The organism is Alicycliphilus denitrificans K601, from assembly GCF_000204645.1.
Lineage (GTDB): Bacteria > Pseudomonadota > Gammaproteobacteria > Burkholderiales > Burkholderiaceae_C > Alicycliphilus > Alicycliphilus denitrificans.
Genome location: NC_015422.1, coordinates 3,590,278 through 3,605,971, shown reverse-complemented (window position 1 = coordinate 3,605,971; position 15,694 = coordinate 3,590,278). Strand labels below are relative to the sequence as shown.

Genomic DNA, 15,694 nt, shown 5'->3' with positions numbered 1-15,694 from the left:
GGAGGCATCCGTATGCTGCTGACCATTGCCGCCTTTGCCGCTGCGCTCGGCGTGCTGATCGCCGTGCACGAATACGGCCACTACCGCGTGGCCGTGGCCTGTGGCGTGAAGGTGCTGCGCTTCTCCATAGGCTTCGGCAGGCCGCTGCTGCGCTGGCAGCCCAAGGGCTCGCCCACGGAATTCGTCATCGGCGCCTTTCCGCTGGGCGGCTACGTGCGCATGCTGGACGAGCGCGAGGCACCCGTGGCGCCCGAGGAGCGCCACCTGGCCTTCAACACCCGGCCGCTGCGCGCGCGCGCCGCCATTGTGGCCGCCGGGCCGCTGGCCAACCTGCTGCTGGCCGTGCTGCTGTATGCGGCCGTCAACTGGAGCGGCGTGGACGAGCCCAAGGCCATGCTCTCCAGCCCCGTGGCCGGCTCCATCGCCCAGCGCGCGGGTGTGCAGGGCGGTGAGCAGGTCGTGGGCGCCGCCATCGGCGAGGACGAGCCCGAGCCCGTGCGCTCGTTCGAAGAGCTGCGCTGGGTGCTCACGCGCGGTGCGCTCGACGCAGAGAACGTGCGCCTGCTGCTGCAGCCCGTGCGCGGCGCGCAGCGCGAGGTCGTGCTGCCCCTGGAAGGGATGCAGGTGCGCGAGGCCGACGCCCAGCTGTTTCGCACCATAGGCATCGTCGGCCCGTGGACGCGCCCCGTGCTCGGCGAGGTGATGGCGGGCGGCGCGGCCGAGCGTGCGGGCCTGCACCCCGGCGACCTGGTGCTGCGCCTGGGCGGCACCGACGTGGTGGATGGCGCCCAGCTGCGCGACCTCATACGCGGTTCCGTGCGGGACGGCAAGCCGCTCACCCAGGTCTGGCGCGTGGATCGCGAGGGGCGCATGCTCGACGTGACCGTGACGCCGCAGCTGGTGGCCGATGCCACGGGCCCTGTGGGCCGCATAGGCGCCTACGTGGGCAACCCGCCCGAGATGGTGAACGTGCGCTACGGCCCCGTGGAGGGGCTGTGGAAGGGCGTGGAGCGCACCTGGGAAGTCTCGGTGCTCACGCTGCGCATGATGGGCCGCATGGTGATCGGCGAGGCGTCCATCAAGAACCTGAGCGGGCCGTTGACCATCGCCGATTACGCGGGCCGCTCGGCCAGCATGGGTCTGACGCAATACCTGGCGTTCCTGGCCCTCATCAGCGTCAGCCTGGGGGTGCTGAACCTGCTGCCGCTGCCGGTCCTCGATGGGGGGCACCTGATGTATTATCTTTGGGAGGGGCTGACGGGACGCAGCGTATCCGAAGCCTGGATGGACCGGTTGCAGCGCACAGGCGTCGTGGTGCTCCTCCTCATGATGTCCATCGCCCTGTTCAACGATCTCACCCGGCTATTTGGCTAACCTTTTCGCCGCCGCTGTCCTGTAGCGTCGGCTCCAGCTTCACCCATGAGAAAACACATCAATCGCCTGGGCGTGCGCACGGTATCGGCCGTTGCTGCCATGGTCTTTGCCGCCAACGCAGCGTGGGCCCTGGCGCCATTCAAGGTGCAGGACATTCGTGTGGAGGGCCTGCAGCGCGTGGAGCCCGGAACCATCTTCGCGTCGCTGCCGCTGCGCGTGGGCGACGAATACAACGACGAGAAGGGCGCCGCCGCCATCCGCGCGCTGTTCGCCCTGGGCCTGTTCAAGGACGTGCGCCTGGAAGCGTCGGGCAACGTGCTCGTGGTCGTGGTGGAGGAGCGCCCCACGATCGCCGACGTCGAGTTCGCCGGCACCAAGGAGTTCGACAAGGACACGCTCAAGAAGGCCATGCGCGACGTGGGCCTGACCGAGGGGCGCCCCTTCGACAAGGCCCTGGCCGACCGCGCCGAGCAGGAGCTCAAGCGCCAGTACATCAACCGCAGCCTGTACGGCGCCGAGGTGGTGACCACCGTCACGCCGATCGAGCGCAACCGCGTGAATCTCACCTTCACCGTGACCGAGGGCGAGCCCGCCAAGATCAAGGAAATCCGCATCGTCGGCAACCAGGCCTTCGGCGAATCCACGCTCAAGGGCCTGTTCGACCAGGACACGGGCGGCTGGATGAGCTGGTACACCAAGTCCAACCGCTATTCGCGCGCCAAGCTCAACGCCGACCTGGAGACGCTGCGCTCGTACTACCTGGCGCGCGGCTACCTGGAGTTCCGCATCGACTCCACACAGGTGGCGATCTCGCCGGACAAGCAGGACATCTCCATCACCATCAACGTGACCGAGGGTCAGCGCTACGTGGTCTCCGGCGTGAAGCTGGAGGGCAACTACCTCGACCGCGACGACGAGTTCAAGTCGCTCGTCACCATCCGCCCCGGCGAGCCCTATAACGCCGACAGGGTGGCCGAGACCACCAAGGCCTTCACCGACCACTTCGGCAACTTCGGCTTCGCCTTCGCACGCGTGGAGGCCGTGCCCGAGATCGACCGCGAGAACAACCGCGTGGCCCTGGTGCTGCGCGCCGAGCCGTCGCGCCGCGCCTACGTGCGCCGTATCCAGGTGAGTGGCAACAACCGCACGCGCGACGAAGTCATCCGCCGCGAGTTCCGCCAGTACGAGGCCTCGTGGTACGACGGCGACAAGATCAAGCTCTCGCGCGACCGCGTGGACCGCCTGGGCTTCTTCACCGAGGTTAACGTGGAGACGCAGGAGGTGCCGGGCGCGCCCGACCAGGTGGACCTGGTCATCAACGTCGCCGAAAAGCCCACGGGCTCGCTGCAGCTGGGTGCGGGCTTCTCCAGCGCCGAGAAGGTCGCCCTGTCGTTCGCGATCAAGCAGGAGAACGTTTTCGGCTCCGGCAACTACCTGGGCGTGGACGTGAACACCAGCAAGTACCGCCGCACGCTGGTGTTCTCCACCACCGACCCCTATTTCACGCAGGACGGCATCTCCAGGACGCTGGACGTGTACTACCGCACGGCCAAGCCCTACGAGAACCAGGGCGGCAACTACGAACTCGTTACGGCGGGCACGAGCATACGTTTCGGCGTGCCGTTCAGCGAGACCGACACCGTGTTCTTCGGCGGCGGGCTGGAGCAGACCCAGATCAAGGTCGGCACCAACATCCCGGCCGCGTATCTGGTGTACGCGGAGAAGTTCGGCGACACCAGCTGGTCCCTGCCGCTGACCATCGGCTGGTCGCGCGACGACCGCGACAGCGCGCTCGCGCCCAATTCGGGCCGCTACCAGCGCCTGAACACCGAGTGGTCCGTGGCCGGCGATGCGCGCTACGTGCGCGGCAACTACCAGATCCAGCAGTACATACCGCTCAACAAGCAGTACACCCTGGCCTTCAATGGCGAGCTGGGCATGGGCAAGGGCATGAACGGCCGGCCGTTCCCCGTGTTCAAGAACTTCTATTCGGGCGGCCTGGGCTCGGTGCGCGGCTTCGACCAAGGCACGTTGGGTCCGCGTGACGTGACGGGCGCCTCGCTCGGCGGCCCCAAGAAGATCACGCTCAATGCCGAGTTCATCGCGCCGGTTCCCGGCGCCGGCAACGACCGCACGCTGCGCTGGTTCGCCTTCGTGGACGCGGGCAACGTGTATGGCGAAGACGAAAATTGGGAGCTGAGCGACCTGCGCGCCTCGGCGGGCCTGGGGCTGAGCTGGATTTCCCCGTTGGGCCCGCTGCGCATCGCCTTTGCGCAGCCGGTGCGCAAATTCGCCGGCGATAGAATCCAGAAACTGCAATTCCAGATCGGAACATCCTTCTAATGAAATCCCTTTCCCGCCATATTCCCCTGGTCCTTCTGCTGGGCTCCCTGGCTGCCGCAGTGCCAGCCCAGGCCCAGGAGTTCAAGGCCGGCTTCGTCAACACCGACCGCATCTTCCGTGAGGCCAACACCGCCAAGGCGGCGCAGGCCAAGCTGGAGCAGGAGTTCTCCAAGCGCGAGAAGGAGCTCGTGGACATGGGCAACGCCCTCAAGAGCGCCACCGAGAAGTTCGAGCGCGAGGCCCCCACGATGGCCGAGAGCCAGCGCGTCGCGCGCCAGCGCCAGCTGGTGGACCAGGACCGCGACTTCCAGCGCAAGCGCCGCGAGTTCCAGGAAGACCTGGGCGCGCGCAAGAACGAGGAGTTGGGCCAGGTGCTCGAGCGCGCCAACAGGGTCGTCAAGCAATTGGCTGAGGCCGAGAAGTACGACGTGATCCTGCAGGAAGCCGTCTACATCAACCCCAAGCACGACATCACCGACAAGGTGATCAAGGCCATGAACGCTGCCGGCAATTCCGGCAAGTGAAGCCTCGGGCACACAAGGGCGGTAGCGCGTGAGCTTGCGACTCGGGCAGATCGTCGATGCACTCGGGGGCAGGCTTGAGGGGGCGGACAGGGACACCGAGATCCAGCGCATCGCGCCGCTGGAATCGGCCGGTCCCGGCGACCTGGCCTTCCTGAGCAATCCGCGCTACCGGTCCCAGCTGGCCGCCTCCAGGGCGGCCTGTGTCATTGTGGCGCCCGGCATGCGCGAGGCCGCGCTGGAGCGCGGCGCATGCATCGTCGCGGACCAGCCCTACGTCTACTTCGCGCGCGTCACGCAGCTGTGGGTGCACGCGCAGGGGCTGGGCGCCCGGGCGGGCATCCACCCGAGCGCCGTCGTCGATGCGCAGGCGCAGGTGCATCCCACGGCAACCATCGGCCCGCTGTGCGTGGTCGAGCGCGGCGCGGTGATCGGCGCGCACACGGTGCTCAAGTCGCGCGTCACGGTCGGCGAGCGCTGCACCGTGGGTGCGCGCTGTATCCTGCACCCGGGCGTGGTGATAGGGGCGGACGGCTTCGGCTTCGCGCACGAGCGGGGCGAGTGGGTCAAGATCGAGCAGCTGGGCGCCGTGCGCATCGGCGACGACGTGGAGATCGGCGCCAACACCTGCATAGACCGCGGCGCCCTGGACGACACGGTGATCGAGGACGGCGTCAAGCTCGACAACCTCATCCAGATAGCCCACAACGTGCACATAGGCCGGCACACGGCCATGGCCGGCTGCTCGGCGGTCGCGGGCAGCACGCGCATCGGCGCGCACTGCACGATCGCGGGCGCCGCGTCCATCGTCGGGCACTTGGAGTTGGCGGACAATGTGCACATTTCCACCAACACGGTGGTCACGCACTCGATTGCACGGCCCGGGCAGTACACGGGGGTGTTTCCCATGGACGACAATGCGAAGTGGGAAAAGAACGCGGCCACGCTGCGGCAGCTGTACCGGCTGCGCGAACGCATCAAGGCCCTTGAACAAGCACGAAAAGACGACCAGAGCGCTACACAACAATGATGGACATTCACCAAATCCTCAAGCTCCTGCCACACCGCTATCCGTTTCTGCTAGTGGACCGTGTGGTCGAGCTCGACCGCGGTAAGCGCATCCAGGCGATCAAGAACGTCACCATCAACGAGCCGTTCTTCACGGGCCATTTCCCCGCCCGTCCGGTCATGCCCGGCGTGCTGATGCTGGAGGCTCTGGCCCAGGCCGCCGGCCTGCTGTCCTTCGACATGATGGGCGAGGCGCCCGGCGACGACAAGGTGTTCTACTTCGTCGGCATCGACGGCGCACGCTTCAAGCGCCCCGTGGAGCCGGGCGACCAGCTGATCCTTGACGTATCGCTCGACCGCATCAAGGGCGGCATCTACAAGTTCAAGGGCGTGGCCCGCGTGGGCGACAGCATGGCCTGCGAGGCCGAGATCATGTGCACCATGCGCACGGTGGCTTGACGGCCGTGTGTACGGGGGCGGCCCAGTGACCACCATCCATCCGACGGCCATCGTCGATCCCGCGGCGCAGCTCGATCCATCCGTCACCGTGGGGCCCTATGCGGTCATCGGGCCGCACGTGCGCATCGGCGCGCGCACCAGCGTGGGCGCGCACTGCGTGATCGAGGGCCACACCACGATCGGCGCGGACAACCGCATCTTTCAGTTCGCCTCGCTGGGCGCGGAGCCGCAGGACAAGAAATACGCGGGCGAGCCCACGCGCCTGGTGATCGGCGACCGCAACACCATCCGCGAGTTCTGCACCTTCAACACCGGCACGGTGCAGGACCAGGGCGAGACCCGCGTGGGCGACGACAACTGGATCATGGCCTACGTGCACATCGCCCACGACTGCGTGGTGGGCAGCCAGGTCATCCTGGCCAACAGCGCCACGCTGGCCGGGCACGTGCACGTGGGCGACCAGGTCATCATCGGGGGCCTCACGGGCGTGCACCAGTATTCCAGGGTCGGCGCCCATGCCATGGCGGGCTTCGCGAGCCATGTCTCGCAGGACGTGCCGCCCTTCATGATGGTGGACGGTAACCCGCTGGCCGTGCGCGGCCTGAACATCGAGGGCCTGCGCCGCCGCGGCTTCTCGGCCCAGCGCGTGGCCGCCCTCAAGCAGGCCTATCGCCTGCTGTATCGCCAAGGCCTGACGCTGGAGGCCGCGCTCTCGGCCATGGGCGAGCTGCCGCATTCGCATCCCGAGGCCGAGGGCGACATCGCCCTGCTGCGCGACTTCGTCGCCGCCTCGCGCCGCGGTATCGCGCGCTGACGGGGCCGGGCATGGAGCATCCACCACGCGTCGCCATGGTGGCCGGCGAGACGTCCGGCGACCTGCTGGCCGGCCTGCTGCTCGACGGGCTGCGCGCCCGGTGGCCCGGCGTGGCCAGCATGGGCATAGGTGGGCCGCGCATGCAGGAGCGCGGCTTCGACGCCTGGTGGCACAGCGAGCGCCTGGCCGTGCATGGCTACAGCATCGAACTCGTGCGGCGCCTGTGGGGCATCCTGCAGATCCGCAAGGCACTGCGCGTCAGGCTGCTGGCGGACAGACCGGACGTGTTCATCGGCGTGGACGCGCCAGACTTCAACCTGGGCCTGGAGCGCGACCTGCGCGCCGCCGGCGTCAAGACCGTGCACTTCGTCTGTCCGTCGATCTGGGCCTGGCGTGCCGACCGTGTCGAGAAGATCCGCGCCGCCGCCGACCACGTGCTCTGCATCTTCCCGTTCGAGCCCGAACTGCTCGCGCGCCACGGCATCGCTGCCACCTACGTGGGCCATCCGCTGGCCAGCGTCATTCCCATGGCGCCCGACAGGCTGGCCGCGCGTGCGCAGCTGGGCCTGACGGCGGATGACGAGGTTCTCGCTATCCTGCCCGGCAGCCGATCGGCCGAGGTGGCCTACATCGCGAGGCCGTTCTTCCAGGCCGCGGCGCTCATCAGGAAAGCGCGGACAGCTATCAAAATAGTAGTCCCCGCAGTGCCCGCGCTGCGTGGGCGCATCGAGCAGATCGCGCGCGAATGCGGCGTGCTGGAGAGCCTCGCCATCGTCACGGGCCAGTCGCACCAGGTGCTGGCCGCCTGCGACTGCACGCTGATCGCCAGCGGCACGGCCACGCTGGAGGCGGCGCTGTTCAAGCGCCCCATGGTCATCGCCTACCATATGCACCCGGTCAGCTGGCGCCTGATGCGGCGTAAGCAACTGCAGCCCTGGGTGGGCCTGCCCAACATCCTGTGCCGCGACTTCGTCGTGCCCGAGCTGCTGCAGGACGCCGCCACGCCCCGGGCGCTGGCCGCGGCCGTGCAGCAATGGCTGGATGCGCCCGCCCGGGACCCCGGGCGCATCGCACGGCTGGAGCAGCGCTTCACGGCCCTGCACGAAGAACTGCAGCGCGACACCCCGCGCCTCGCCGCCCATGCCATTGCCCAGATCCTTGCCTGAACAGGCCAGCTTCGACTGGCATCCGGGCGGCCTCGTGGCCGGCGTGGACGAGGCCGGCCGCGGCCCGCTGGCCGGGCCCGTGGTCGCGGCCGCGGTCATCCTCGACGACCAGCAGCCCATTGTCGGCCTGGCCGACTCCAAGGCCCTCACGGCCGCGCGGCGAGAGCGGCTCTTCGACGAGATTCGCGCCAAGGCCCTGTGCTGCAGCGTTGCCGAGGCCAGCGTGGAGGAGATCGACCGGCTCAACATCCTGCAGGCCACGCTGCTGGCCATGCGCCGCGCCGTGCAGGGCCTGCGCCTCAAGCCCACGCTGGCGCTGGTGGACGGCAACCGGCTGCCGCGGCTGGACATGCCCGCCGAGGCCATCGTCAAGGGCGATGCGCGGGTGGCGGCCATCTCGGCGGCCTCCATCCTGGCCAAGGTCACGCGCGACCGCTGGTGCGCCGAGCTGCACGCGCAATACCCGCAATACGGCTTCGCGGGCCACAAGGGCTACGGCACGGCCGAGCACCTGGCCGCCTTGCAGGCGCATGGCGCCTGCCCGCAGCACCGCCGCTCGTTCGCCCCCGTGGCGCGCGCCCTGGCCCTCCCATGACAGCCATGCAGCCCGTCACCATCCATTCGCGCGACAACGCGCTGCTCAAGGACCTGCGCCGCCTGTCGCAGGACAGCACGGCCTACCGCAAGCAGGGCCGCGTATGGCTGGAGGGCGACCACCTGTGCAGCGCCGCCCTGGCGCGTGGCCAGCGCCCGGCCATCGCGGTGTTTTCAGAGTCTTTCTGGCCTCTAGCGCCCGAGGAGTATGCGCAGGCAGCTACCAAAAACGTAGTGATCGCCGACGCCTTGTGGCAGGACATCAGCGGCCTGGAATCGCCCGCGCGCATGGGTTTCGTGCTGCCGCTGCCGGCGCAGCAGGCGCTCGATGCGCAATCGCCCACGGTGGTGCTCGACCGCCTGCAGGACGCGGGCAACGTGGGCTCCATCCTGCGCAGCGCATCGGCCTTCGGCTTCGCGCAGATCGCGGCGCTCAAGGGCACGGCGGCGCTCTGGTCGCCCAAGGTGCTGCGCGCCGGCATGGGCGCGCACTTCGCCCTGCGCTTGGTCGAGGGCCTGGACGTGCAGGACATCGACCGCCTGCGCGTGCCGCTGCTGGCCACCAGCTCGCACCAGGGCGACTGGCTGCACCGCGCCCAGCTCCCTTGGCCCTGCGGCTGGATCATGGGCCACGAGGGGCAGGGCGTGTCGCCCGACCTGCAGCGGCGCGCAAGCCGGCACATCCGCATCGTGCAGCCGGGCGGCGAGGAGTCCCTCAACGTGGGCGCGGCCGCCGCCATCTGCCTGCACGCGAGCGCCGCGGCGCGTGCTTGAGTCCAGCGCGCTCCCGGGATGCCGGGCACCCCAAGAAAAAACCCCTGACTCTTGCGAATCAGGGGTTTTCATTTGGTGCCGGTGAGATGAATCGAACACCCGACCTTCTCATTACGAAAGGCTCGGGATCGGAGTCTTCTAGGCACCGCAATGCACTATGAGGTAGCATATATCTCAGACGAACCAAGGCATGCCCTTGGATTGTTTGTGCATCGCAGGCCCTGTAGATCAGTCCCTGTGCATGCCATTTGGACCACGGGTGGACCACGAAAACGGAATGAAGCCCTCAACCCCCTAGCGGGAAGAGGACTCTTTCGTGAAAGCAAAAATTACCAACCAGTTGTTGGCAGCCCTGTCGCCCAGCAATACCACTTACGAAGTCAATGACACCGAACTGCGCGGCTTCCAGCTTCGCATTCAACCTACGGGGACCAAGACTTTCCTCGTTGCCTATCGGTTGCGCGATGGCCGTAAGAACCGTTACGTCATCGGCCGCACGCCGCCGTTGACCCCGGCGCAGGCCCGCGACGAGGCCAAGAAGGTTCTCGGCGACGTGGCGCGTGGCATCGACCCCAATGATGACAAGCGCCAGCAACGCCGCGAAGAGCGCAAGCCGACGCTTGAAGCGTTTATTGACGAGCATTACGCCCCTTGGGCGCTGGCGCATCTTGGGACGGCCGAGAAAACCTTGGCACGCATGCGCGTTGCGTTCAAGGAGCACCTTGACAAGCGGCTCGACAGTCTCACCGCGTGGCAGTTCGACAAGTGGAAGTCCGAGCGGCTCAAGAGCGGACTGAAACCCACATCCGTCAACCGCGAATTGGCATCGCTGCGTTCCGCACTGACGAAAGCCGTTGAATGGGAGTTGATTCCCGAACACCCGTTGCGCAAAGTCAAGCAGGCCAAGGTTGACGAAGATCACCGTGTCCGCTTCCTGTCTGACGCAGAGGAAACCCGGCTGCGCGAAGTTTTGGACGCTCGGGAGGCCAATGCCCGCGCAGCGCGCGTGCGACACAACGAATGGAGGATGCAGCGCGGACATGAAGCTCGCCCGCTGATCGCCGAAGGCGAGTTCATCGACCATATTCGGCCGATGATCCTTGTCACCATCAATACAGGCTTGCGGCGGGGTGAACTGTTCAAGCTCAAGCGTTCTGATATCGACATGGAGAAGCGCATGCTCAAGGTCCGCGCAGCCGCTGCCAAGAGCGGCAAAAGTCGTTTCGTTCCGTTGAACGAAGAGGCCGCCGCCATGCTGGCGCGCTGGATGGACCAGCATCCCGGCGAGGACGAGGAACTTGTTTTCCCCGGCAAGGATGGCGCACCGCTGACCAATGTGGACTCCGCTTGGGGTTCGATTGTCAAGGCGGTGAAACTCCAAGATTTCCATTGGCACGACATGCGGCATCACTTTGCCTCGCGGCTCGTGATGGCCGGTGTTGACCTCAACACCGTACGCGAACTGCTTGGCCATGCCGACTTGAAGATGACTCTCCGGTACGCCCATCTCGCACCGGAGCACAAAGCGCAGGCAGTCGCCAAGCTGGTGCGCGCGGCATAGGGGGTGACATGACGAATCGGTACATTCCACCCGCATGGATCAAAGCGTATGACGGTGGCCCTGAGTTCTGGCCACCGTATTGGGACCGCGCCGTGCTGGTGCGCATTCTGGATAGCCCGCTGCTTTGTCGTCGCTTGGAGGTGATATCGGAACAGTGCGGCGAGGACGTGGCGCGGGAGGTCATGGAGGCTTGCTTGTCGGTGCGTGGAATGTGGGAGGGCGCTCCCAAGGCATCGACCAGCGAGCAGGATAAAGCCGTCAAAGAGATTCGAGGGCTCGCGAAGAGGTTGGTAGCGGCGATGGGGCGCCATGAGCAGGCGCTTCGCGCGTACTGTGCGGTGCCGCTGACGGTTGAAGCGTTGTTTCCCGAACCTGATCGTGCCTATTTGCGGAATATCCCCGGCGAGGCATCCCCGCTGTATGTGGAGGCGGTCTTGCATCGACTTAACGGCGTGCTGCGCGAGCGCACTGATTGGGAGGGCGGAATGTCGCTGCCATCCAAGCCGAATCACAGCAGTGCGTTTCGGACCTATGCCGTGCGGCATCTGATTCGATTGCTACGCGATAGGACCGGCAGCCCGCAGCACAGCGTCATTGCAGACCTCGTCAACGCCATCATTGATGAGGCGGACAACCCCATCCATCCAACGCATGTAGCCAAGCTCGATCCGGGCGGATAGGGCGGTCGCGGGAGCGGCATGCACCAGCGGTTCATGTCAAGGAACGGAATATGCCTGTTGGGCGATTCCGTTCCTAACAGCACCCCCGCGCTCTCGGCGACTCTTGCGGCATGGCGGGGGTGTTCCCCGCACTGAGAGGATCAACCATGCCGACCACTGAACTGACGCGCGGGATGACGGAAGAGCAAGCCGCCGCGTATCTGGGTATCTCCCGCTCCACACTGCGCCACGGCCGCTCCGAAGGTGCCCGCCGCAACCGCATGACCCCGCCTCCCTTCGTTAAATTGGGTCGCAAGATCGTCTACCTGAAGGACGATTTGGATACGTGGCTGCTCAAGCACCGTAGCGACCTTGCGACCGGGAGCGTCAGCCATGTCTAAGAACACTCAGTCCTACGACGACGATATCGAGCGCATGCCCGATATTCCGTTTGCGATTCCCTGCACTGCTTCGATCCATCGCCTTCGTGTTCCGGGTGGCTGGATTGTTATCGGTGGCTTCTTCGCTGCGGACGCGGAGCGCGCCACCTCGTCCATGTCGATGGTGTACGTGCCCGATGGCGAGCACGTTTGGAAGATTGGGGGGCAGCATGACGGCCTCTGATCTGCACCCCGACATCGACCACGCCCGCCAGTTCCTTGAACTGCTGGATGCTGACCCGGACAGCTTCACTTTTCAAATTTTCGCCGAGCGCACCGGTAGCAAGGAGTTTCCGCGCATCCTGCACGGCTCCCTGACCCAGCATGCCGACACCTTGGTCAAAGCCAATTTGAACGGTGCCGGTATCTTCGTTATGGTGAATGCGGGCGACCTGAGCGGCCGCAAGGCCGAAAACGTCCGCCGCGTTCGCGCCCACTATGTGGACTTGGATAAGTGCGGTATTGACCCCCTGTTCACCGCAGAGCTGCCCCCGCACATTGTTGTGGAGAGCAGCCCCGGCAAATGGCATGCGTACTGGTTGGCGGCGCCCGAAACGGCCCTCGACGAGTTCCCGGCTGTCCAGAAGGCTTTGGCCAAACGCTTTTCTGGCGACCCTGCCGTCAGCGATCCGGCGCGTGTGATGCGCCTTCCCGGCTTCTATCACCAAAAGAAGGATGGCGATCCTTTCATGACGTTGATGCAACAAGGGAAGGAAGCCTGAATGTTGCCGATCAAATTTGCCGATCCGTCCCGCCTCTATTCGTCTGGCGACTTGAAAACACAACTGCGCTTGGTGGTCACGAACGGTGGCCCGTCCGCCAGCCACGGTACACGTCCGCCGCAACTGGCCGTGCACGAGGACAATCCCTTTTTGAATTCGTACCCCGATGGCGAGCGCACCGCTGCATTGACGAAGGTTGTTGGAGATCTGCTTTCAAAGAGCCATCCTGTTGATATGGTGCACCAGATCGCCTTAGACTGGAACGCCCGCCAGAGCCCGCCGCTTGACGTGGACAAGGTGCGTCGCACGGTGGAGAGCCTTGCGAAGACCGATGCACGCAACCACCCCGAACGCCACAAGGTGCCGCTGACCCCGCTGTTTGACATCGCCGACGCCAACATCGATCTTCTGCTGCGCACGAGCCCGCCTGTTCGCCGCTGGCTCTTGAGCGGCATGCTGCCCTTGGGGATTGTCGGCATGATCGTCGCTCCGGGCGGCACCGGCAAGAGCCAGTTCGTGCTGCAAATGGGAGTGACCGTAGCAACGGGCATCCCCCTTTGCGACGTGTGGCAGGGTGGCGAGCGTGGCACGGCGCTGCTGCTGTTGGCCGAGGATGAGATTGACGAGGTGCACCGCCGCCTTGACCGCATCATCACGGAGTTGAGCCCGAGCCATCCAGCGATGGCCGCCGATCTGCGCAAGGGGCTTTTCATCAAGTCATTGACGGCCAGCAATAACCTGATGACCCGCGCACAGCGCCGTGGCGATGTGGAGGCCACGGACTATGTTGACCGCCTGCTTTTGACGGTTGCAGGCATCCCCGACCTGAAACTCATCGTGATCGACCCGGCCTCACGCTTTCGCGGTGGCGATGAAAATGCCGCCGACGACACCACCCGATTCATTGAGCAGTTGGAGCGCCTGCGCCATGCCACCGGGGCTACCGTGCTGGTCTGCCACCATGCAAACAAGGCCAGCATGAACCCCACGACCGGCACCCGTGGGCAGGCCGCCACGCGCGGCTCCAGTGCCATGACGGACGGCGTTCGCTGGCAGCTCAACCTTTCACCGGCTACGAAAGAGGCAAAAGTTGGACTGGACGCCAGCAAGCACTATCTCAGTGCCGAACTGACCAAGAGCAACTACGGCCCACCCATCGATGCAGAAATCTTGATCCGCAAACCGAACGGCTATCTGGTCGGCCTGCGTGCCAGCGGGGTACCTGTGACTCTCGAAGATCGTGTATTGCAACTGATCCGCGACGAAGCAGCTCTTGGAAAGAGCTATTCAGCCAACCAGATCGAGAACACGTTTGGTGGCGAGGGCGGCAGTCTGAAAGCAGGGAAGAACTCTGTACGGAAAGCCGTCAATGCGCTGCTGAATGCCGGGAAGATTCGCCGCGATCACGGAAAGCTCGTTGCCATGCCGGACAAACCGATCAATTTTCCCTCTGCCGCCGGTTCGATACCTTGATGCCTCGATGGCATCGAACGCGCTGCCTATCGAACAAAAATCCCTTTCGGATCAACGACTTGGACTCGATACCCATCAAATCAGAACGCCGAAAAACACCAACAAAATCAACCACTTACGCTTGATGGCCGTTCTATATAGTGTCTGCCGCCATCGAAGCGGCAACTGGCGCAAGGAATGAAAAGGTGCAAGCAGATTTGCCCGCTCAATCGTTGGCCTCGTAATATCCCATCATCCGCCCCAACTCCCGCAGCCCCACGATCATCGCCATCGGGTCTTGCTTGACCCGCGCGAAATCGATTGCGTCCTGTAGTTGCCCAATCACCGCTTCACGACTGAGTGACAACCGCTCGGCATCCGCCTGCTGAATCTGCCGCAGCGCCCGCTGCACGTTAGCCTTGGTTAGCAGCCGACTCGCCGTCACCTTGGCCGAGCGCGGCGAATAGCCTGCCCGCACCGCCGCCGCCGCGCCGTTGCAGTCCACGGCGTATTCGCGCACAAAGCGAGTCTGCTTCGCGCGTTGTTCCCGGTTTCGGTTACGACTCTGCATTTAGCCTTCTCCACATGCCGTCAAGCTCGAGATGAACAAAGTCTGCTTCCGGCGACGTGCGCCACTTGCTCTCCATCCAAGCCCCAGCCATCCACAAGGCGTAGGCTTCGGCTAAATTAAAATCGAGACATTTGCGCGCTTCTTTTTGAAGCGCGCGTGCCATTTTGATACACCCTTCCCGCGTCCAGTTCTCCGAGTGTGTTTTTAGCTTTGAAACCTTGTCGACGTAATTAATCAGAGTCAGCGCCAGCACCTTCTCATTAAGACCCCGAATTCCTAGCATCGTGCTTTCATAATCACGCAACAACGCCGCTCCTCGCGCAGCTTCATTTGCCTCCGATGCAGCCGCCGCAACAGCTGTCACGCCATAGACCAGCCTACCAAAAAGACCGCCTTTGGCGTTGACCGCAGGAATTGCGGAAGGTGACTGACCCAGCACATCAATATGAATGGGCCTTTTCTTATCTTCAACAGGAGGAGTATGGCGATTTTTGCTGGCAGTCTTCGCAAGCTCCTTCTCAGGTGGACGAGCGACAGAGACTTCCATAAAAACCTGGCCGTGATGATTAACCGAATAGCTCTGTCGGCAGGACACACATACAAATTCAATCTCTCTACGCGCCGGAATTCGAAGTTTTTGGGTGCATTTTTTACACACAAAATGCCAGTTCTCGATTGTCGGATTCACGCGCATGGAGCCGTTGCCGACCTCAGCAACAACACCGATTTGCATTTCAGTTTTCGCTTTCACTCACGCACTCCACGTTTGCGGCTCGTGCCAAAACCCCTCCGTTTTGCTCATCTCCGCCGATTAAAATTTCTAAATCCCATACCGACTGTCAAAGCATGGCCTGATGTTCTTGAGAAGGCTGTTCCGCTGGAACTTTACCAACTGCTTGACGTTATCAGCCATGGTCGAGCATCCAATCCTCGTTCAAGTCCCCGCCCAGCGAATACGCTTCTTCTCCCGGAAATTTGGGGTCGTCCATCAAGCGTTGTCTTTCCTGATACGCGATTTCTTCGTCATACGGGTCAGTGCGTTCGCTGTACTCATGCCCACAAAAATCTACATCATGCGTACCGCGCTCAGCGGCCAAATTTTCAACCAGCCATCCGCGAGCGTCAGGCCACAAGCGTACAACCTTGGCTGATCGTTTGGCCAGTTGCCGAGCGAAAAGCGATGCTTCGGGGAACGTTTCAAACAGTAGCACTTCGATTGTGCGAGGCGACCCCATC

Annotated in this window: 18 protein-coding genes; 15 read left to right on the top strand and 3 right to left on the bottom strand. The window is 64.4% G+C overall.

Translation table 11 applies throughout. From position 1 onward, the window contains the following. Positions 1–12 precede the first annotated feature (12 nt). The 15 genes from rseP (at position 13) to ALIDE2_RS17105 (ending at position 13,908) form a co-directional block, all read left to right on the top strand. On the top strand, positions 13–1,374 hold the full coding sequence (gene rseP, locus ALIDE2_RS17175) for an RIP metalloprotease RseP (RefSeq protein ID WP_013518346.1): 1,362 nt from the start codon (positions 13–15) through the stop codon (positions 1,372–1,374). 45 nt (positions 1,375–1,419) lie between these two features. Then, on the top strand, positions 1,420–3,717 hold the full coding sequence (gene bamA, locus ALIDE2_RS17170) for an outer membrane protein assembly factor BamA (RefSeq protein WP_013518347.1): 2,298 nt from the start codon (positions 1,420–1,422) through the stop codon (positions 3,715–3,717). Then, positions 3,717–4,241 carry an OmpH/Skp family outer membrane protein gene (locus ALIDE2_RS17165; RefSeq protein WP_013518348.1) on the top strand — a complete coding sequence of 175 codons (525 nt, stop codon included), beginning with the start codon at positions 3,717–3,719 and terminating at the stop codon, positions 4,239–4,241. Before bamA ends, ALIDE2_RS17165 begins: the two co-directional genes overlap by 1 nt. A gap of 28 nt (positions 4,242–4,269) precedes the next feature. Then, entirely contained in the window at positions 4,270–5,268 is a 999-nt protein-coding gene (gene lpxD, locus ALIDE2_RS17160; RefSeq protein WP_013518349.1) for a UDP-3-O-(3-hydroxymyristoyl)glucosamine N-acyltransferase, read from the top strand. Continuing rightward, positions 5,265–5,705, top strand: a complete 441-nt coding sequence (gene fabZ, locus ALIDE2_RS17155) for a 3-hydroxyacyl-ACP dehydratase FabZ (protein WP_013518350.1) — start codon at positions 5,265–5,267, stop codon at positions 5,703–5,705. The genes lpxD and fabZ overlap by 4 nt, the downstream gene beginning before the upstream one ends. Before the next feature lie 25 nt (positions 5,706–5,730). Continuing rightward, the gene (gene lpxA, locus ALIDE2_RS17150; RefSeq protein WP_013518351.1) at positions 5,731–6,519 is read left to right on the top strand and encodes an acyl-ACP--UDP-N-acetylglucosamine O-acyltransferase; all 789 of its coding nucleotides are present in this window, start codon (positions 5,731–5,733) and stop codon (positions 6,517–6,519) included. Positions 6,520–6,530: 11 nt separating this feature from the next. Continuing rightward, complete coding sequence (gene lpxB, locus ALIDE2_RS17145; RefSeq protein WP_013518352.1) at positions 6,531–7,685, top strand: lipid-A-disaccharide synthase; 1,155 nt, start codon at positions 6,531–6,533, stop codon at positions 7,683–7,685. Continuing rightward, entirely contained in the window at positions 7,660–8,280 is a 621-nt protein-coding gene (gene rnhB / locus ALIDE2_RS17140; RefSeq protein WP_013518353.1) for a ribonuclease HII, read from the top strand. Before lpxB ends, rnhB begins: the two co-directional genes overlap by 26 nt. Continuing rightward, entirely contained in the window at positions 8,277–9,053 is a 777-nt protein-coding gene (locus ALIDE2_RS17135) for a TrmH family RNA methyltransferase (protein ID WP_013518354.1), read from the top strand. Before rnhB ends, ALIDE2_RS17135 begins: the two co-directional genes overlap by 4 nt. Positions 9,054–9,369: 316 nt before the next feature. Further along, positions 9,370–10,614: a site-specific integrase gene (locus ALIDE2_RS17130; protein WP_013722741.1), complete on the top strand. Its 1,245-nt coding sequence runs from the start codon at positions 9,370–9,372 to the stop codon at positions 10,612–10,614. An 8-nt stretch (positions 10,615–10,622) separates the two neighbouring features. Further along, the gene (locus tag ALIDE2_RS17125) at positions 10,623–11,294 is read left to right on the top strand and encodes a hypothetical protein (RefSeq protein WP_013722740.1); all 672 of its coding nucleotides are present in this window, start codon (positions 10,623–10,625) and stop codon (positions 11,292–11,294) included. A gap of 146 nt (positions 11,295–11,440) precedes the next feature. Further along, a complete protein-coding gene (locus ALIDE2_RS17120) occupies positions 11,441–11,674 on the top strand; it encodes a helix-turn-helix domain-containing protein (RefSeq protein ID WP_013722739.1) in 234 nt (77 codons plus the stop codon). Then, positions 11,667–11,897, top strand: coding sequence for a hypothetical protein (locus tag ALIDE2_RS25080; RefSeq protein WP_013722738.1), 231 nt, complete (start codon positions 11,667–11,669; stop codon positions 11,895–11,897). The genes ALIDE2_RS17120 and ALIDE2_RS25080 overlap by 8 nt, the downstream gene beginning before the upstream one ends. After that, complete coding sequence (locus tag ALIDE2_RS17110; protein WP_013722737.1) at positions 11,884–12,435, top strand: DNA-primase RepB domain-containing protein; 552 nt, start codon at positions 11,884–11,886, stop codon at positions 12,433–12,435. Before ALIDE2_RS25080 ends, ALIDE2_RS17110 begins: the two co-directional genes overlap by 14 nt. After that, the gene (locus tag ALIDE2_RS17105) at positions 12,436–13,908 is read left to right on the top strand and encodes an AAA family ATPase (protein ID WP_013722736.1); all 1,473 of its coding nucleotides are present in this window, start codon (positions 12,436–12,438) and stop codon (positions 13,906–13,908) included. Positions 13,909–14,113: 205 nt separating this feature from the next. Here the strand turns inward: ALIDE2_RS17105 and ALIDE2_RS24085 are convergent, their stop codons facing one another. The 3 genes from ALIDE2_RS24085 to ALIDE2_RS25070 form a co-directional block, all read right to left on the bottom strand. Further along, positions 14,114–14,458, bottom strand: a complete 345-nt coding sequence (locus tag ALIDE2_RS24085) for a terminase small subunit (RefSeq protein WP_013722735.1) — start codon at positions 14,456–14,458, stop codon at positions 14,114–14,116. Then, on the bottom strand, positions 14,445–15,209 hold the full coding sequence (locus ALIDE2_RS25075) for a hypothetical protein (RefSeq protein WP_148262982.1): 765 nt from the start codon (positions 15,207–15,209) through the stop codon (positions 14,445–14,447). The genes ALIDE2_RS24085 and ALIDE2_RS25075 overlap by 14 nt, the downstream gene beginning before the upstream one ends. Before the next feature lie 154 nt (positions 15,210–15,363). After that, positions 15,364–15,693: a hypothetical protein gene (locus ALIDE2_RS25070; RefSeq protein ID WP_148262981.1), complete on the bottom strand. Its 330-nt coding sequence runs from the start codon at positions 15,691–15,693 to the stop codon at positions 15,364–15,366. Position 15,694 lies beyond the last annotated feature (1 nt).